Genomic DNA, 17,938 nt, shown 5'->3' with positions numbered 1-17,938 from the left:
CTTACTTGTTTAATGTAGAAGCAACAGCTTTTGCATCGATAAGAGCGGATAATACCATGCCCATTGTATTTAAGAAATTGTTCGGTTTCATTTTGTTTATCATATAGATCCGCTCCTTTTCGAATAGTTGTTGCCTTGTTTCTGACTTAATTGTATGAAATATTGCGGAGAGTCACTATCGAATTCGCTTACAGGAAAATTACACTTTTGTAAGAAAAACGAATGAAAGTGTAATGATGAGAAGATTTGACATATGTTCATGTGATTTATTAAGTTAAAAGTAGAGGTGAGTGTATGGCTAATATTAAAGATATTGCAAAGATGGCTGGGGTTTCAGTTACGACTGTTTCGAGGGTATTAAATGATCACCCATATGTAAATGAAGAAAAAAGGAAAGTTGTTTTAGAAATAGTTGAGAAATTGAATTACTCACAAAATGCAAATGCTGTTCATTTATCAAAAGGGAAAACGAATATTGTTGGTGTGATTTTACCGTATATTAATCACCCGTGTTTTGATGCGATGGTGGGTGGAATGATGGAGGTCGCATTAGCTCACAACTATCGAGTACTTCTTTGTCAAACGAATTACAATAAAAAAGAAGAAATGAAAAGTTTACATATGTTGAAAACAAAGCAACTAGACGGTCTTATCATTTGTTCTCGTGCTAATGAGTGGGAAATTATAGAGCCGTATGCAGCGTATGGATCAGTTGTCGCTTGTGAGGATAATGATATTGAAAGCATATCGAGTGTATATACAGATCATTTTAATGCCTTTCAATTAGGGATGAGTTACCTTATTGAAAAAGGTTATAAGAAGATTGGATATTGTACGGGAAGAAAGTTAGGGCCAAGTAGTAAGAAACGTTTTGATGCTTATAAACAACAACTACAATTAATAGATGAAGAAGTGATGGAAAATCGGATTTTCACAGAATGCTTTACATTAGAAGATGGTGTAAGAGTTGCACATCAATTCAAGGAGATGGAGAATCCTCCTGAAGCATTAATAGTGGCAGGAGATGAAGTTGCTATTGGGATTATGACAGAAGTTGAAAAATTAGGTATTAAAGTTCCTGAGGATTTAGCGATTATTGGTTTTGATAATCAACCGATTTCTCAAGTTTTACAACTGACAACCATTGACCAAAATTTAAAGGGAATAGGTAAGACGGCTTTTGAAATGTTTTACAGGCAAGTAAGCGATGAGAGTTCTAAACAAGAAAAGATGGAAATTCCGTATAAACTTGTGGAACGCTCTACAGTTTAGCCTTAATCCGTTATGTGTATAATCACATAACGGATTATTTTGTGAAATGTCTTTGACAGGAAACGCGTTTCATACTTTATAAAAGAGTTACACCGGTCTGTAATAATCCATGGATTCTTTTCAAGTGTTAAAACAATGAATAGAATTTGGAGGAATATGCATGAATGAACTTTTATTAAGTATGAAAAAATATGTAGAGGATGACGAACAAATTTTAGCATTTGTGATAGGGATATTTGAGAAAGATGATTTTACCTTATCATATCGGCATGGGATTTTCGTTGCTACGACTAGACGTCTCTTTTTTTACGGGAAATTTCCTTACTATCCTGCAACATTTGAAGAGTATTCGTATTTGCATATAGACGACATAAATTTTCATCCGCATTTAGTATTTACTTGCAATCAGGAGACGGTGACAGCTAAGTATATTCAGAAAGGTAATGTGGAGCGCTTCGCTCGTACAGTTAGGGCAAATGTGAATAATTAATCAGGCGTTTGTTTAAACATAATAACATTAATGTTATGAGAAGAATTGCGTAATAAAAACCACTTCTAAACCTCTAGGAGATAGTGATACAATGTCAAATGGGGGGAGGGATGAACTATGGTTAATCAACGTATAAAGGAAATAGCATTAATTACAATCGGTTCATTACTATTTGCAATTGGTATTAATTACTTCGCAATTCCAAACCGTTTATCAGAGGGTGGAATCATCGGTTTAACGGTTGTTACTTATTATTTATTTGATTGGTCACCAGGAATTGTGAACTTTGGTTTGAATGCAATTTTATTAGCTGTAGGTTATAAATTTTTTGATAAGAAAACGATGGTTTACACAATTATAGGTATTGTGGAAACATCTTTGTTTTTATATGTTACAGAACATATCGAATATCAAGTAAATAGTGATACGTTACTAGCGGCTTTATTCGCTGGTGTATTTGTAGGTGTCGGATTAGGATGTATGTTCAAAGCTGGAGGTACATCAGGAGGGTCGGCAATTTTAGCTCGACTAGCAAATCAATATTTAGGTTGGAGTGTTGGTAAAGGCGTACTTATTATTGATATCGTTGTAATTGCTGGTTCTGTATTTATAATAGGACAAGAAAAGGCAATGTATACACTTGTTGCTGTATTCATCGGAGCGAAAGTAATTGATTTTATTGTAGAAGGAATGGATACAAAGACTGCTGTTACGATTATTTCGAATCAACCAGACTTAATTCGTGAGGCTATTACGAAAAACATGACACGTGGTGTTACTGTATTAGAAGGACGCGGCGGATATACTGGTAAAAATAAAGAAGTATTATATGTCGTTATTAATAAACAAGAGCTTGTTAAGTTAAAGCAAGTTATCGGCCGAGTTGATGAAGATGCCTTCGTTGTCATTCACGATGTACGTGATGTACTTGGCGGTGGTTTTAAAGCAAGCTAAAAGATGAACGAGAAAATTCGTTCATCTTTTTTTTTTTTTTATTCTTACAAAAATGTAAGGGTAATGTAATGGGATTGAATGGTAGATCAAATTCCTGCTCTTTAGAATGGATGTATAAGTATCCTGCAGAGGAGGAAGATCAGTATCATGAAGAAAAAAATGATTACTACTGTAATAGCTGTGGTAGCGATAGTAGTAGTATTACTACCTACGAAACTTGGACCAGTTATTGATAAATATAATCCGCTTTATACGACGAAAGAATACTATACAATTGTGGATACGATTGGTCAGCATGTCGGTGATGAATGGTATGAATATGAATTTATTGCATTTGATGAACGTGGAAGAGAACAAAAAATAAAGAAAACTGTTAAACGTATGTTAAAGAGAGACGAAGCGTTAAAGGTGTTCGCAAAAGGGCGTTACGGTGAGTCAATTGAAGAGATTGAGACTACAAGTATTCCTATAAATGCGAAGAGTAAACTTTTGGCGATGAGATAGTGAAAATATACCCCCATCTATTTTTTGTCGAAAGGAAAAATACTAGGTGGGGGTATTTATTCGGTGCATAAAAATGCCCTAGTTCATATAAACTAGGGCATTTTTTATATAAAGGGGAAGGGGACACATTGTAGTAACAAAAATGAAAGTATAAGAAGATTGGGTTACTAGCAATGTAATTTGGTTATGTGAGTGTTCTTCTTATTTGGCTTACTTTCTAACCTTATTGTACGAAATATAGGTAAGGGAAACTATCGAATTACATTACACATAGCTTACAAATCTGTAAGCCTTCTGTAATGTAATTCGATGGTTAAAATATAGTGAATTTCATATAGTGTAACTAGAAAGTCTCACTGTATTACTTTCTGTTTGTAATGTTAATGAAGAATGAAAAACCAACTAATTTTTAATAGACCTCATCTTTATTTAGATGGGGTTCTTTTTTTAACCTTACAACATTGTAAGGTTTACGTAAGTTAATTCGATAGTAAATTTGTCATATTTTTTGCATAATAGATACAAATAGATAAAAAAAAATTAGGGATATATTAAGAAGGGAGAAAACTGGGATGCGTAAAGAAGAAGTAGTGAAGTTTCCAATTAAAGATTTCTGTAGCTACTTTACTGTTGCCGTAGTATGTATTGGATTATTTGATATAATAACAAATTTAATTGTTAACTAATATAGATTATAAAACAAGAAGGGGGACCCTTTCTTGTTTTTTTATGGGGGCATAAAGGTGAAATGGATTGATAGCCATATACATATTGATCAATATGAGAATGATCAATGGGTTGTTAATAAAATGCCACGTTTCGATTTAGGTTGAAAAAACACCAAGCATCTCGCTTGGTGTTTTATTATGACTCTAATTTTTTCGCACGTCTTAATAATAAAAGAAAGACAATTATAATGAACCCAATTATGAGGAAGAACCCATATTGTTTTATATAATCAATTATGTCCTTCGCACTTGTTGGCTGTTCAACGTGAATGCCGTATTTATTAGTAGTAATATGAATATCTTTCATTTTTACTTCATTCGTTTCCTTTTGTAAATCAATCCACTCTATGTTTGGAATACTTTCTAGTTCTTTTAATACTTCTTTTAATGGTTTAACGCCCAAGTAAGGATGATAAAATGCACCGATAATTCCATCGGATAATTTTTCGACAGATAAAGCACGTTCTTTCATTTTTGCTATAGCTTGTGGCTTATCTTCTTCAATAAAGCCAACAGTTTCAGGAATTAATTTCATCCCATGTAAAAATGAAGGTGTACTTATATAAGCCGGTGAGTGCATCGATTTCCAAGTTGTATCGTTTAGTTGTATTTGTCCTACATAAGTTGAAAAATATTGTGATAGTATTTCATATCCTTTTTGAGACATTGTATAGTGCGGAGCTTCAAAAGCAAATGGATACAATTTAGCTTCTACAAGCTCTGTAATCCCTTTTTCAATATGCTCTTTAATATACTTTTCTTCAAAGGCTTTTCCGTTTTCAACGTATTTATTATAGTCCTCTGTAGATTGGAAATCGTCTTTTGTTTTTGGTTTTTCATGGTTCGGTTGACGAATTGGTTGATCAGTTTTTACATCCCAAAATTCAAAACCTTCGCCAGTTTCACTATCATAAAATTGATGGGTGTAACCATGCATAACGATAGAGCCACCATTATCTTGCATAAAGCGTAAAACATCGATTAATTCAGAGTTATCCTTTAGATGTACTGTTTTTCCTGTGTCTGGATCTTTGTAAACAGGGATAACGGTAATCATATAAGGGAGCTTTTTCTCTTTTAGTAATTCAGCGATTTCTTTTAATTGCTTTACATCTACAGCTGGGTGAACGTCTTCAAGACGTAAATAAGCTGTAGTTTTATTTGTCATAGGCTCTTGCCCGAAGTAAGAAAACAACATTTCACCGACGTAATGGGACATCCAATCAAAAAGGTTCGGAGTTGCAATATAATATGATGTTCCTTGCTGAACGATTAACGGATGGGTTCCATCGGCACTCAAGGCGTAAGCAAGAGCTGTTCCTTTTGTTTCAACCTTCTTCATTAAGCGTTCTTCATGTAATTCATTTTTTAACTGGAGAGTCGGATATTCTATAGTGTGAGTTCGTATATCGGTTTCTTTCGAGGTAATGAAAGAAAAACGATTAGATAATTGTTCAACATTTTGCCCTAAAACTAATACTGGACCTGAGAAGTTTTCTAGAAATTGTTTTGCTTTAGTAGAAAAATCTTCTTTTTTCTCTCCGATATAAACAATATGTGTATAAGAAAATGAGTTAGTAGTTTCATTCATTTCTTTTAAACTTTTTACTGTTATATTATTTGTAAAGTGTCCTAACTGAGTATTAAGGATTTGTACATTGTTTGTAATTTTGTTGTCTTCTGTACTATACAAAATAAGTACTTTTGGCTTGGATGATGTTTGTGCAGAGATATGTATAGGAATGAGTAGTAAAATGCTAAAAAAGAGTAGTAGGAATTTTTTCATTTATATATGCTCCTAGTTTATATATAATTCAATTTACAATTATATACAATAAATGAGTTGTAGTCCATGTAAGTTACATTTTTGTACGTATTTACCAACTGTTTTTTCGCAAAATCGGTCTAAAGCATGATGATAATATGTATAGTTATTTGCTATGATTAAAGAGTAAGAGAGTAAGAGAGTAAGAGAGTAAGAGAGTGATAGAGTGTGGTAATTGTAAAGGGAAGGCTGAAAGGGGACAAATTTCAGCGGAGAAAGAGGTAGAGGTAGTGAAGAAATTCTTTGTAGGATTTTTAGTTGTTCTTGGAGTTTATTTATATTTCCAAGGTAAGTCTGAAGGAATGGATAAGCTAATAAATGGGACAAGCTATGTTGATTCAGAAGAAGCAAAACAGATGAAACAAATCATTATAGAGGAAGCAAAGAAAGTAAATCTCCCGGAATGGATACCTCTTACAATTGCCGAACATGAAAGTAGGTTAAATCCAAGAAGCGTTGGAGATAACGGGACTTCATTCGGGTTGTTTCAATTACATCGTGGTGGTGGGCTTGCACCAGATCATTTAACAGATGAAGAGTTGAAAGATCCACGTACAAATGCACAAATTGCAATGCCGCATTTAATGAAAGGGTACAAGCGCGGGGTGCAAAAAGGTTTGACTGATTTTGCATTACTAAAATATATAGCGAATACATCTGGATGGCCAGGAAATTTAGGGCCAGAGTGGACGGATAATAATATGAAGTATAACATCGGATTAGAGGATGTATACTATCGAAATAAAGGCGTGATAAAAGAGTAGGTTTTTTATACCTACTCTGTTTTTCTATGAATAAATTCATCCTTTTGTCTCGTGAAATACTGTGCTAATTGTATTTTCACATCTTCTAGTTTTGTAGAAACTTGCGGTATTTTATATCCTACGTACAACGGTGAAACTACAAACCTAGGAACAACTTTACAAATGATTTTTCCATTCTGGTGATAGAAGAATAAATTATAACTACTACACCCTTTATGGAAATCTGTCAGTATGTAACGTACAGTTTGCTGAATGTAATTTGCCATTTCATCTATAAATGAAATATCTTCAATGATGATGTTAAATTCAGTAAAACCGATAATCGGACGCTCAGAAATATTAAGTTCAATGTGTTCGTTTTTTTGTACAATTACCCCTTGGAAATTTTCCTTGTCTACGTTTTCTAGATAGTCTACATATTTCATTCCGATAATTTGCATATGTGCATGATGCAAACTTCCACCTGAAAATGGGCCGTGATTTTTATATAAGATAACAGATGTAAATTCATCACTTTTCTGTAAGTCTAACCAATGTTTAATGGAGAAACGAATTAGTGATCTCATATGTTCTTCTGTGTATGTTGCGATATGATCATCACAATTATCGGTTTCGATTAGCACAGTCTGAAATGTATCTTTTAATGTAGGGAATTTATTTTTTACCCAAATAATTGAGCCCTCGGTTGCTAAAATATCAGTTAAATTTTCTCTGTCGCAAAAAGGACAAGTAGCGCTTCGGTTACGAATACTTTCTGGTTTTTGTTTGCCGATATCATTCAAAAAATAAAGTTGTTGTGTATCCATTTCTCTATACCCCTTTAAAATGTGTGTAAAACTGCCGTCTAATACATTCGGGAAAGGGAGGAGGAAATCCTTTAAAGGAAACAGGGCAAAAAGTAAAAGACAAGATATCCTCATTGTAATAGGGTACCTTGTCTTTTATTTTTTCTTTAATAGTGTGTATGGATAATATAGAGCATTTTCATTTTGTTTCTTTTTTCTATTTTTTATTGTGTATAAGGCAATTGCTGTACTTACGATTACAATAATGGCTTTCTTCATATTCATATACCCCTTTTTATTGTTGGTTTAATTCTTGGCTAACTGCTTTTGCATCGACTAAAGCGTGTAAAACCATTTTTACCATGTTCATCATATTCCTTCACTCCTTTTTATAATTCGTTTAGTTCTTTTACAACTGCTTGTCCGTTCACTAATACCTCGAAGATTGTTTTTATGATTTCTTTCATCATGATTGTTTCCTCCTTGTTTTTGTCTCTCTTGTTTATATCTTTATTGTATAGGGAGGCATCTTTTCGTACTATCGCTTTCCATTACGTGAACATAACAGTTTTGTAAGATTTGATGTCACTTATTGAAATGTTTAGTCTATCTTCATTATTTTCAGAAAAATGACTATTCAAACATGGAATGGGAAAGTATAATAAAGAAAAGAAGTAAGTATTAAATTCCGTACGAAAGGGGTGAATGAGATGAAACGTTCTTTAGCTGCGCGTGCCAAATTTTTAGATTATATCTATTTTTGTCGTGCGATTTTTCATGGTGTAGTTGTTAACGGGATACGTATGCCCTTTTTTAACAATTGCATAGTAGCTATTGAACGATAGAAGTCTCTTCACCCATTTTTGATAAACGTGTGAAAAGGGAGCTATTTGGCTTCCTTTTTCTATGCCAAAAACCATGGGGAATGTTTCTTTCCCATGGTTTTTTATATTGAAAGGAGTACGGAAAATGACAATTTGTAGTGTAAATAATGTAACGAAATCTTTTGGTGGAAACATCATATTTGAAAATATATCGCTTGAAATAAAGAATGGTGAACGTATTGGATTAGTTGGTCGTAACGGTAGTGGGAAGACAACTATCTTTCAGCTTCTAACAGGAATGGAGAGTTTGGATGCGGGAGCCATTCATATGAAGAAAGGTACATGCATCGGTCATGTAGCACAAATTCCAAAATTCAATAATGAAATGAATGTATATGATGTATTAAGCTCCGCTTTTAAAAAGGAAAAAGAGTTGGAGATAGAAATGCATGCTTTAGAAAAAAATATGGCGGAAGAACAGGAATCATCTGCTTTACAAAAATTGATGGAGAGATACGGAGTAATTCAAGAAAGGTACGCGTTTCTCGGTGGCTATGAAATAGAAGCGAATATTATGAAGGTAGCAAATGGTCTACAGGTGACGGAACTATTTCCTCGATCATTTATGGAGTTAAGTGGTGGAGAACAAACAAAAATAAGCCTTGCGTACATGCTATTGCAGAAACCGGATTTACTTCTATTAGATGAACCAACAAATCATCTGGACTTATTTGCAGTCGAGTGGTTAGAGCAATTTCTAAAAGAATATACGGGAACAGTTATGGTCATTTCACATGATCGCTATTTCCTTGATGAAGTTGTAACGAAAATTTTTGATTTAGAAGATGGAGAAATTCACGCATATCATACGAACTATTCACAGTTTGTTGAGGAAAAGGAAGAAAGGCTGCTTCAAGAATTTCAAGCGTATCAAGAACAGCAAAAGAAAATAAAGAAAATGAAAGAAGCAATTAAGCGTCTACGTGAATGGGCAAATCAAGCGAATCCGCCGAATGAAGGATTGCATAAGAGAGCGAGAAATATGGAACGTGCGTTAGAGCGTATAGAGAAATTAAAGAGACCCATTTTGGAAAGAAAACAGATGGGACTTCAGTTTGAAGGGCAAGAGAGAAGCGGAAAAGATGTCGTTGTAATGAAAGAAGTTAGTAAAGGATTTGCTGACCGATCTTTATTCGAGAAAGCAAATTTGCATATTCGTTTTCAGGAGCGCGCAGCCATCGTTGGACGTAATGGTACAGGAAAGACTACGTTATTAAAACTACTACTAGAAGAAATAGAGCCAGATGCTGGTGAAATTCGGATTGGTAGTAGTGTGAAAATCGGTTATTTATCGCAGCATGCGTATGGGAATATGAAGAACAATGTATTGGAAGCTTTCAGAGAGTGTGTAGCTGTAACAGAGGGAGAAGCAAGACATATATTAGCTAGATTCTTATTTTACGGACCTGCTGTGTTTAAGAAGGTGGAGCAACTTAGCGGTGGGGAAAAAATGAGGCTGAGGCTCGCGCAACTTATGTATCAAGACATCAATTTTTTAATTTTAGATGAGCCGACAAATCATCTTGACATTGAATCAAGGGAAGTTTTAGAGGAAGCCCTTGAACAATATAATGGGACTATTTTAGCTGTTTCACATGATCGTTATTTCTTAAATAAATTATTTGAAAAGACATATTGGATTGATGAGCACAAATTATTTGAGTTTGCAGGGAATTATGCATGGGCTCGTCAAAAATGGGAAGAAAGAATTGAGAAACAAGTAGTGAAACAGAAGCAGCAAGGGAGTAAAGCGTTAGAAGTGATACCTATAAAAAAGCAGGAGTCTAGAAATTTAGAGAAAGTTGAAAACGAGTTAATGCATATAGAAGAAGATATATATGCACTTGAATGTAAAATGGAAAATGTAGTTGATGTTGAAATGCTTGAACAATTATATGAAGAAAAAACGAAAAAAGAGTTGTTACGAGCAGGGTTATATAACGAACTAGAGAATATTGTGGATTAAAGAAGATAGAATGAAAAAGAGCAAGTTGTTTTCTCATATTTTGAGGGAGGGCTTGCTCTTTTTTGTGTAACGAAGGGGTAAAAATTGGTATAATTTTCTTGTTATCATGATAAGAAAATGAGCTTTATGCTACGGAAACGTGAGGAGAATTTTATGTTAGGATACGCACGGATTGCTACAATCGTTATGATCTGTTTCGTTTACGCAAATCATGTTTCACGTGAAACAGCAAATTTACAAATTTTTGTCGGCATTGCACTATTCATTTATATTGTGAATCATATTCTGCTTGTAAAAGCAAAAGAGAGTAGGAAACTCATTTTTTATACCTTGCTCGCAAACGGTATTGTCACAGCATTATTAGGGTTTTTATTTCCCGAGACATGTTTGTATTTAATTATATTTGGAATTGATGCGGTAGGATTATTTATTCATGATTGGCGTAAAAGTATGACTTGTTTTTTTATCGCTTTTTTCTTTCTTTGTTGGTTTATAAATATAATGCATACGTACCAACATACAGGGAGTCTGGAATTGGAGAGTAATGCAATTAACTTTATGTTCATCGTTTTCAGTGCTTTAGCTGGAAGTTTAATAAAAAAACTTACGGCTGCTCGGCAAATGGTAGATGAGCAATATGAGAAATTAGCTTTATCCCATACAGCTTTAAAAGAAGCACATGAACAATTACGGCTATATGCAAAAGAGGTAGAAGAATTAACTGCGGTTCGAGAGAGAAACGATATTGCCCGAGAAATTCATGATACAGTTGGTCATAATATGACAGCTTTACTTGTTCAGTTACAACTAGCTGAGGCTTTATGGAAACAAAAATCGGACGCTACGGAAGAGGTTTTACATACATGTCATGGGTTAGCTAGAAAATCACTTCAAGAAGTGAGAGCTTCTGTGCATGCCTTAAAAGAAGAAAGTAAACTAGGGAACATAATAGAGAATATGCGTGAAATGTTACATGGATATTCTAAAGCGACGAAAGTACAAGTATCTTTTCAATTACAAGGGGATCCGGTTGTGATTCCGTTGTCACTACAGCCTACGTTGCTTCGTATTATGCAAGAGTCTTTAACGAATGCAAAACGTCACGGGAAAGCTAGTTTATGTGAAGTAAGTTTGGTTTGTTCAGTGGAACAAGTTCAGCTATGTATTTCGGATAATGGTATGGGAGTCAATGAAGTAAGCCCTGGGTTTGGGTTGCTTAATATGAAAGAACGTGTAGAGGAGCATGGTGGAAGCATTCAATTTGAGAGTGAAATAGAAAAAGGTTTTCGCCTGAAAATTGAATTCCCACTGCGAGAAAAAACATGGATAATAGGGGGAGCGTTATGATTCGAATTATGATTGTTGATGATCAATCACTGATTCGTGATGGATTGGCAATGATATTAAATTTACGTCCGGAACTGGAAGTGGTGGGGACGGCTAGTGATGGGGATGAAGTCGTACAAAAGGTGAAACAATTACAGCCTGAACTTATTTTGATGGATATCCGTATGCCTCGTATGAATGGTGTTGAAGGAACTCGTTTAGTTAGAGAAAAGTTTCCTCATATAAAGGTTCTTATGTTAACGACTTTTAGTGATAGTGAGCTTATTTTTGAAGCATTAGAGCAAGGAGCGAGCGGATATTTATTGAAGGACATGGAGACGGATGCAATCGTTCAAGCCATTTTAACGGTACACGGTGGAGGTGCTGTGCTTCCTCAAGGTATAACAGCGCAAATTGTAAAGGAATTAAAAAAGACAAAAGTAGCAGTAGAGTGCCCCACGCCAGAACAACTAGAACAATTAACTGAGCGTGAAGTAGATGTTTTAAGGGAAATTGGGCTTGGTTTAAATAATAAAGAGATTGCCAAAAAGCTATTCATTACAGAGGGAACTGTAAAGAATCACGTTTCTAATTTGATTAGTAAGCTAGAACTGAGAGATCGAACACAAGCAGCAATATACGCAGTAAGATATGGTGTTACGACATACACATGACTTTTGGCATATATAAGTGTGAAAAAGCAGCGGAATTTGCTGCTTTTTTATTTTGTATTTCTATCTCAAGGGTGATGGAGAGAAGAAGAAATTTTTCTACAATGAAAGTATAGATGAATGCAAAGGGGCTGAATCAATATGTTAGTCATAGATCATATTACGAAATCATTTGGCAAGAAGGAAATCGTAAAGAATGTTTCTTTTGAAGTGAAAAAAGGTGAAACATTTGGATTGCTTGGACCAAACGGAGCGGGGAAATCAACGACGATATCAATGATTTGCGGGTTAATTCCATACGATAGTGGTGATATAAAAGTTGGTGGGAAATCTGTAAAAGAGTATCCATTAGAAGCGAAAAAGAAAATCGGTATTGTCCCGCAAGACATTGCGCTGTATCCGACACTTTCAGCAAAGGAAAATTTGATTTTTTGGGGAAAGATGTACGGTTTAAATGGAAAAGTTGCAAAAGAGCGAGCAGAGGAAGTGTTAGCTTACGTCGGTTTACAGGATCGGGGAAAAGATAAAATTGAAACATTTTCAGGTGGAATGAAAAGGCGTATTAATATTGGTGCAGCACTTATGCACGAACCAGAGTTATTAATTATGGATGAACCGACAGTCGGGATTGATCCGCAATCGAGAAATCATATTTTAGAGACTGTTAAAAAGTTAAATGAAAAAGGTATGACGGTCATTTATACGAGTCATTACATGGAAGAAGTTGAGTATTTATGTGAGCGAATTGCCATCGTTGATCATGGAAAGGTAATTGCATTAGGAACGAAAAGAGAGTTATGTAATCGTCTGACAGATGGATTTATAGTGAAATTGCAATTAAATCGCTATAGTACGGAACTGCTACAAAAGTTGAAAGCACTACCTGTTGTTGAACGGATTATTTTTGACGAAGATAATAGCACGATTGACATTGGATTAAATGGTGGCGAGGCAATTGGTACAGTTGTTTCCGTAGTTGTTGAGAACAACGCGCAAATTTTAAAGCTGGAAGTACAAGAACCGAATTTAGAAGTACTCTTTTTACAATTAACAGGACGTTCACTGCGTGATTAAGGAGGTTAGTGCGAGATGAAAAGTTTCATTATTGCATGGAAAGATTTAAAAATCCGTTTAATTGATCGCCGCGGATTTATGATGATGTTAATTATGCCGCTTTTATTAACAGCGATTTTAGGTTCAGCGTTAAGTAATGTATTTGATAGTGGTGGACTACCGAAAACAGTAATTGGCTATTATCAAGGGGGGACGGATGAGTTTGCAGATGTCTTTCAAAAAGATGTATTGCAATCTAAAGAAATAAAAGATGATGTGAAAGTAAAGGTAGTTAATTCTCAGGAAGAGCTTGAAGATATGTTAAAGGAAAAGAAAATCGATGTAGGAATTGTCATCCCAAATAAATGGAGCGAACAAATACAAGATGGAAAATTAAAAGAACCAAAGGTGCTTATAGACCCATCAAAAGATATACAAGCGAAAATTGCCGAATCAATGATCCGCTCTTTTTCAGAACGTGTTCAAACAGTCGCAGTATCTACTAAGAGTGTTGTAACAGAATTAGCGAAATCTCAGCAGGGTGATGTAGCACAAGTTGCAAAAGAAGTAAGTGGAAGCCTACAGACGATAGCAACTGCAAGTGTGGATAACATCCAAAAAGGAACGATAGGTAAAAAAACAGTTGCAGCGATGCAATATTATGCAGCAGCAATGTTAGTCATGTTTTTACTATATAACATAACAGTAGGTGCAAAGTCAGTTGTAACAGAGCAACGAACTGAAACGTTGGCACGTTTGTTCAGTACACCGACGAGCTCATTTTCAATTTTATTCGGGAAGTTTTTAGGTACATTACTATTTGCCTGTATACAATTTGGAATATTTATAGTTGCTACACACTTTATGTTTCATGTGGAATGGGGCGAAGACGTGTCTCAAATAGTAGTGTTGGGAATTTCTTATGCAATTTGTGTTTCTGGTTTATCTATGCTAATTGCAGCCTTTATTCGTGAGGAAAAAACGGCAGATTTAATGGGGGGAATCGGTATTCAAATACTAGCTATATTAGGGGGATCAATGTTACCGATTTACGTATTTCCCGATACACTTCAAACAGTTGCGAATATTGCTCCGAATAAATGGGCACTTACTAGCTTCTTAAATATTATGTCGGGGACATCTTGGGATGTGCTATTCCCTGTCATTTTAAGTTTATGTAGTGCAGGAATTATCTCCGTTATGATTGGAACGTTACGTTTACGTACGAGATAGGAGGGGAAATGATGAAGAAGGTTTGGGCACTTTGTTGGCTAGAATTAAAACAAATTTTAATTAAGCCACAAAGTTATATACTCATGTTTGGAATGCCTATTATTTTCACACTCATTTTCGGTGGACTTTTAGGTGGAAGTGGGAATGAGAAAGTAAATGTTAGTTTAGTAGATAAAGATGGTTCTGTATTATCTGGCAAGTATTATGAGGAAATAAAGAAAAGTGATTTAATTTCTATAGAAAAGGTAACGTATAGGGAAGGGACACAGAGGATTGAAGGCAAGAAATCATCTGGTATAATCATCATTCCGAAAGATTTTCAAAAGAGTATGCTAGATGGAAAAGTAGAAAATATTCAATTTCAAGCCAGTGCTGATTTTACGGGTGGAACTTCTGTAGAGCAAGTATTAGCAAGTGCATTAAAAAAGATGGAGATAGAAGTTAGTGCAGCAAGAGATTTTGAGAAGAAAAGTAACACTTCGTGGGAAACGATGTATGAAACAATTTATACAAAAATAGATCCTGTTTCGATTCAAAAAGAATCGATTTTACACGATGATCAAAAGTTAAATAACGTTACAGGGCGAACTACGGGTTTTTCAATTCTATTCGTCATGATTGTCATGTTAAGTGCGACGGGAACTATTTTGAAAGCTAGACAACTTGGTGTTTGGTCTCGTTTATTAGGGGCACCAGTTTCAAAAGTTCAAATACTAGCAGGATATATCCTTTCCTTCTTTTTAATAGGGTGGATTCAATTTGGTATTTTAATGATATTAACGCATTCATTATTTGATGTGCAGTGGGGAAATTTATTAGGGGTTATTACACTCGTTTCAGTATTGTTATTAGCGGTTATTGGTCTAGCTTTATTATTGGCAAGTATCGTGAAAACAACAGAACAGCAGTCAGCATTAGGGAATATCGTTGTAATTTCAACGTGTATGATTAGTGGTCTTTATTGGCCAATCGAAATTGAGCCTTCATGGATGCAAGCGGCGGCAAATTTTGTTCCGCAAACGTGGGCGATGCGTGGCTTTACGGAGTTAATTGTAAGGGGAGGTACATTAGCAGATATAGGAGGATATATTGGTATACTCATTTTATTTGCAGGAGTATTTTTCGTAATTGGTTTAACAAGAATACGTTACGACTGAAAAAAGAAAGCAGAGTTACAGCTTTACGCGCTGAACTCTGCTTTCTTTTTGTGTGGTATCTTCCCTCATTGAAATTATAATAGCGATCCCGAGCATAATAAAAAAAGCTAAAAAGAGGACGAACTTTGGGAAGAACGGGAATAGTAATAACGCCCCGACTATTATGATTGTTAATAGTACATAGTGCAGGACATATTGGAATAGGTTGTCCATATTTTCGCCCCCTTTTTGGTAATTACTTGTTAATATTCTATGCTGGGCTATTAGATAATAGAATGAATTTTTTGCTAAGTTTACCTAAATTAAAGATTGATAAATAATTTTGAAAAAACTCTCAAAATATTTATATAGAAATAATTGACAAAATATACTGAAAGATATAAGCTAATAACCATAAAGTCTACCGGAAAAGTCGGAATAAGATTGTTACCCCTCAAAAAAACATCTATTTTTTTACATTTAAAACCGACTTTTCCGATTGGCTATAAAATGTTACTGTGGGAGGCATACATAAGGCAAGCAGTTCATAAAGTGTAATTATTAAAAAAAGTTAGGGTGGGGACAATGAAGAAAAAGACAAAAAAATGGGCTGGTGTATTTTCAGTATTACTGAGTAGTTCGTTTGTGTTATCTGCTTGCGGGGGACAGGAAGATACGGCTTCTACAGAACCAGTTAAACAGCAAGATTTAAAAAATATAAAAATCGAAAAGATTGCTGCTACAGATAAGACGAAAGTACCTGATAAAGCAAAAAATCGAAAAGACACGTTAGTTGTTGGGATTAGTAAACCGGGTGGTGTCTTTTTACCATACTTCCAACAAAATGGTTGGGATGGAAATGTAACCTCTGTTATTTTTGCGTCTCTTGTATCGACAGATAAACAAGGAAAGCCAACTCCAGAATTAGCTGAGAAATGGGATGTTTCTTCTGATCAGTTAACATATACATTCCATTTACGTAAAGATTTAAAATTTAGCGATGGTTCACCATTAACAGCAGATGATGTAGCGTTCACATTGACACTTTTACATGATAAGGCATATGAAGGTGAGATAGACATCTCTCAATATGCTGTTAAAGGTGGTAAAGAATATAAAGAAGGAAAAGCAACTTCTATTGAAGGAATTCAAGTTGTTGATCCACAGACAATTAAAATTACGACTGAAAAAGTTAATTCTCAAACACTAACTGCTTTAGGTGGACCGGTGCTATCAAAAGCGTATTATGGAAAAGACTATAAACAAAATACAAGTTTAGATTATTTAAAAGAGTTATATGGAAAACCGATAGCTGCGGGTCCATATAAATTTGAAAAGTATATTCCAGGTCAAGAAGTTCGTTTTGTAGCAAACGAAAATTATTATGCAGGAAAACCGAAAATTCCAAACTTCATTTATAAAATTACTGCTGGTGATACGAAACTACAATTGTTCCAAACAGGCGAAGTTGACTATACTGGCCTAGGTACTGGTGATGAAATTCTTGAACAGGCGAAAGGTTTACAATTCGCGAACATTCAAATCGAAACAGCGGCATCATTTAATTATATTTATATGAATAATAATAAGCCGTACTTAAAGGATAAAAAGGTTCGCCAAGCACTTATTTACGGATTAGATCGTAAAAAGTATGTTGATACAGCATTAAAAGGATACGGTACAGTAGCTAACGTACCAATCCATCCAACTTCTTGGGCTTATACGGAAGAAGGGGTTAATAAATATGAATACGATAAAGAAAAAGCGAAAAAATTATTAGATGCGGCAGGATGGAAAGTTGGTTCGGATGGAATTCGTGAAAAAGATGGTCAAAAATTAAAGCTTTCTTATTTTGGCCCAAGTTCGGCTAAAGATAGTGATCTATTAATTCCAATTGCGAAAGAGAATTATAAAGAGATAGGAGTAGAATTTAATCCTGAATTTATGGACTTTAATACTATGCTTTCGAAGGTAAACAAAGGTGACTATGATTTAGCTTCTGTTTCGACACCGATTACAACTGATCCAAGTGAAACAGCTGGTGAATATTTATCTGGTGTCAATGAAAAGAGCCTTGGTTATAAAAATGCGAAAGTAGATGAGTTAATTAAAAAAGGTATTGAGACAGTTGATATTGAAAAACGTAAACCGATTTATAAAGAATTGTATAAAGAATTAAGTGATGACCCACCAGTAATCCTATTAAACTACCGTAGAACAATTACTGGTTATAACGGGAATATAAAAGGAATTGACCCTGAAAAATACAATAGTATTAGTGCAAACTTACCAGTATTATCATTTGAAAAATAACGATAAGAATGTATAAGTAGAAGGCATTTTTTCA

At 34.7% G+C, this 17,938-nt stretch carries 17 protein-coding genes; 13 read left to right on the top strand and 4 right to left on the bottom strand.

The genetic code is table 11. The features are described from left to right. Window positions 1–294 precede the first annotated feature (294 nt). The 4 genes from CQZ94_RS22565 (at window position 295) to CQZ94_RS22550 (ending at window position 3,220) form a co-directional block, all read left to right on the top strand. Entirely contained in the window at window positions 295–1,272 is a 978-nt protein-coding gene (locus CQZ94_RS22565; protein WP_105587164.1) for a LacI family DNA-binding transcriptional regulator, read from the top strand. A gap of 160 nt (window positions 1,273–1,432) precedes the next feature. Then, window positions 1,433–1,762, top strand: coding sequence for a PH domain-containing protein (locus CQZ94_RS22560; protein ID WP_105587163.1), 330 nt, complete (start codon window positions 1,433–1,435; stop codon window positions 1,760–1,762). Between the two features lie 117 nt (window positions 1,763–1,879). Then, window positions 1,880–2,716 (top strand): YitT family protein, encoded by an 837-nt coding sequence (locus tag CQZ94_RS22555; protein WP_105587162.1) that lies wholly within the window; start codon window positions 1,880–1,882, stop codon window positions 2,714–2,716. 147 nt (window positions 2,717–2,863) lie between these two features. Continuing rightward, on the top strand, window positions 2,864–3,220 hold the full coding sequence (locus CQZ94_RS22550) for a YxeA family protein (RefSeq protein WP_105587161.1): 357 nt from the start codon (window positions 2,864–2,866) through the stop codon (window positions 3,218–3,220). 864 nt (window positions 3,221–4,084) lie between these two features. Here CQZ94_RS22550 and CQZ94_RS22535 read toward each other — a convergent pair. Then, complete coding sequence (locus tag CQZ94_RS22535) at window positions 4,085–5,734, bottom strand: DUF2334 domain-containing protein (RefSeq protein ID WP_105587160.1); 1,650 nt, start codon at window positions 5,732–5,734, stop codon at window positions 4,085–4,087. A gap of 269 nt (window positions 5,735–6,003) precedes the next feature. On the opposite strand from CQZ94_RS22535, the gene CQZ94_RS22530 reads away from it, so the two are divergent. Beyond that, window positions 6,004–6,537 carry a transglycosylase SLT domain-containing protein gene (locus tag CQZ94_RS22530; RefSeq protein WP_105587205.1) on the top strand — a complete coding sequence of 178 codons (534 nt, stop codon included), beginning with the start codon at window positions 6,004–6,006 and terminating at the stop codon, window positions 6,535–6,537. Between the two features lie 11 nt (window positions 6,538–6,548). Here CQZ94_RS22530 and CQZ94_RS22525 read toward each other — a convergent pair whose 3' ends face one another. Together CQZ94_RS22525 and CQZ94_RS30935 are read right to left on the bottom strand one after the other, a co-directional pair. Next, window positions 6,549–7,343, bottom strand: a complete 795-nt coding sequence (locus tag CQZ94_RS22525; protein ID WP_472926931.1) for a DUF4931 domain-containing protein — start codon at window positions 7,341–7,343, stop codon at window positions 6,549–6,551. A 135-nt stretch (window positions 7,344–7,478) separates the two neighbouring features. Next, on the bottom strand, window positions 7,479–7,607 hold the full coding sequence (locus CQZ94_RS30935) for a spore coat protein B (RefSeq protein WP_142395908.1): 129 nt from the start codon (window positions 7,605–7,607) through the stop codon (window positions 7,479–7,481). Window positions 7,608–8,032: 425 nt separating this feature from the next. On the opposite strand from CQZ94_RS30935, the gene CQZ94_RS31850 reads away from it, so the two are divergent. From CQZ94_RS31850 to CQZ94_RS22485, 7 genes are all read left to right on the top strand, one after another. Beyond that, window positions 8,033–8,167: an RAxF-45 family protein gene (locus CQZ94_RS31850; RefSeq protein WP_105587158.1), complete on the top strand. Its 135-nt coding sequence runs from the start codon at window positions 8,033–8,035 to the stop codon at window positions 8,165–8,167. 124 nt (window positions 8,168–8,291) lie between these two features. Continuing rightward, the gene (gene abc-f, locus CQZ94_RS22510) at window positions 8,292–10,172 is read left to right on the top strand and encodes a ribosomal protection-like ABC-F family protein (protein ID WP_105587157.1); all 1,881 of its coding nucleotides are present in this window, start codon (window positions 8,292–8,294) and stop codon (window positions 10,170–10,172) included. 153 nt (window positions 10,173–10,325) lie between these two features. Beyond that, entirely contained in the window at window positions 10,326–11,519 is a 1,194-nt protein-coding gene (locus tag CQZ94_RS22505) for a sensor histidine kinase (protein ID WP_105587156.1), read from the top strand. Next, on the top strand, window positions 11,516–12,172 hold the full coding sequence (locus CQZ94_RS22500; protein WP_105587155.1) for a response regulator: 657 nt from the start codon (window positions 11,516–11,518) through the stop codon (window positions 12,170–12,172). The genes CQZ94_RS22505 and CQZ94_RS22500 overlap by 4 nt, the downstream gene beginning before the upstream one ends. Window positions 12,173–12,310: 138 nt before the next feature. Further along, complete coding sequence (locus tag CQZ94_RS22495; RefSeq protein WP_105587154.1) at window positions 12,311–13,243, top strand: ABC transporter ATP-binding protein; 933 nt, start codon at window positions 12,311–12,313, stop codon at window positions 13,241–13,243. Window positions 13,244–13,258: 15 nt separating this feature from the next. Then, window positions 13,259–14,455, top strand: coding sequence for an ABC transporter permease (locus tag CQZ94_RS22490; protein WP_105587153.1), 1,197 nt, complete (start codon window positions 13,259–13,261; stop codon window positions 14,453–14,455). An 11-nt stretch (window positions 14,456–14,466) separates the two neighbouring features. Next, window positions 14,467–15,612 carry an ABC transporter permease gene (locus CQZ94_RS22485; protein WP_105587152.1) on the top strand — a complete coding sequence of 382 codons (1,146 nt, stop codon included), beginning with the start codon at window positions 14,467–14,469 and terminating at the stop codon, window positions 15,610–15,612. Between the two features lie 15 nt (window positions 15,613–15,627). On the opposite strand, the gene CQZ94_RS22480 is transcribed toward CQZ94_RS22485, so the two are convergent. Continuing rightward, window positions 15,628–15,825, bottom strand: a complete 198-nt coding sequence (locus CQZ94_RS22480; RefSeq protein ID WP_105587151.1) for a hypothetical protein — start codon at window positions 15,823–15,825, stop codon at window positions 15,628–15,630. Between the two features lie 351 nt (window positions 15,826–16,176). Between CQZ94_RS22480 and CQZ94_RS22475 the strand changes: the two genes are divergently transcribed. Then, window positions 16,177–17,904: an ABC transporter substrate-binding protein gene (locus tag CQZ94_RS22475; protein WP_105587150.1), complete on the top strand. Its 1,728-nt coding sequence runs from the start codon at window positions 16,177–16,179 to the stop codon at window positions 17,902–17,904. Window positions 17,905–17,938 lie beyond the last annotated feature (34 nt).

The organism is Bacillus sp. MYb209 (assembly GCF_002975175.1).
GTDB lineage: Bacteria > Bacillota > Bacilli > Bacillales > Bacillaceae_G > Bacillus_A.
The sequence above is the reverse complement of the archived record's forward strand: the minus strand, read 5'-3'. Positions and strand labels throughout refer to the sequence as shown.

Excerpts from the sequence above, each read along its gene's own strand:
- CQZ94_RS22565 (WP_105587164.1), top strand. The coding sequence starts at position 295 with ATGGCTAATATTAAAGATATTGCAAAGATGGCTGGGGTTTCAGTTACG.
- CQZ94_RS22560 (WP_105587163.1), top strand. The coding sequence starts at position 1,433 with ATGAATGAACTTTTATTAAGTATGAAAAAATATGTAGAGGATGACGAA.
- CQZ94_RS22555 (WP_105587162.1), top strand. The coding sequence starts at position 1,880 with ATGGTTAATCAACGTATAAAGGAAATAGCATTAATTACAATCGGTTCA.
- CQZ94_RS22550 (WP_105587161.1), top strand. The coding sequence starts at position 2,864 with ATGAAGAAAAAAATGATTACTACTGTAATAGCTGTGGTAGCGATAGTA.
- CQZ94_RS22535 (WP_105587160.1), bottom strand. The coding sequence starts at position 5,734 with ATGAAAAAATTCCTACTACTCTTTTTTAGCATTTTACTACTCATTCCT.
- CQZ94_RS22525 (WP_472926931.1), bottom strand. The coding sequence starts at position 7,343 with ATGGATACACAACAACTTTATTTTTTGAATGATATCGGCAAACAAAAA.
- CQZ94_RS30935 (WP_142395908.1), bottom strand. The coding sequence starts at position 7,607 with ATGAATATGAAGAAAGCCATTATTGTAATCGTAAGTACAGCAATTGCC.
- CQZ94_RS31850 (WP_105587158.1), top strand. The coding sequence starts at position 8,033 with ATGAAACGTTCTTTAGCTGCGCGTGCCAAATTTTTAGATTATATCTAT.
- abc-f (WP_105587157.1), top strand. The coding sequence starts at position 8,292 with ATGACAATTTGTAGTGTAAATAATGTAACGAAATCTTTTGGTGGAAAC.
- CQZ94_RS22505 (WP_105587156.1), top strand. The coding sequence starts at position 10,326 with ATGTTAGGATACGCACGGATTGCTACAATCGTTATGATCTGTTTCGTT.
- CQZ94_RS22500 (WP_105587155.1), top strand. The coding sequence starts at position 11,516 with ATGATTCGAATTATGATTGTTGATGATCAATCACTGATTCGTGATGGA.
- CQZ94_RS22495 (WP_105587154.1), top strand. The coding sequence starts at position 12,311 with ATGTTAGTCATAGATCATATTACGAAATCATTTGGCAAGAAGGAAATC.
- CQZ94_RS22490 (WP_105587153.1), top strand. The coding sequence starts at position 13,259 with ATGAAAAGTTTCATTATTGCATGGAAAGATTTAAAAATCCGTTTAATT.
- CQZ94_RS22485 (WP_105587152.1), top strand. The coding sequence starts at position 14,467 with ATGAAGAAGGTTTGGGCACTTTGTTGGCTAGAATTAAAACAAATTTTA.
- CQZ94_RS22480 (WP_105587151.1), bottom strand. The coding sequence starts at position 15,825 with ATGGACAACCTATTCCAATATGTCCTGCACTATGTACTATTAACAATC.
- CQZ94_RS22475 (WP_105587150.1), top strand. The coding sequence starts at position 16,177 with ATGAAGAAAAAGACAAAAAAATGGGCTGGTGTATTTTCAGTATTACTG.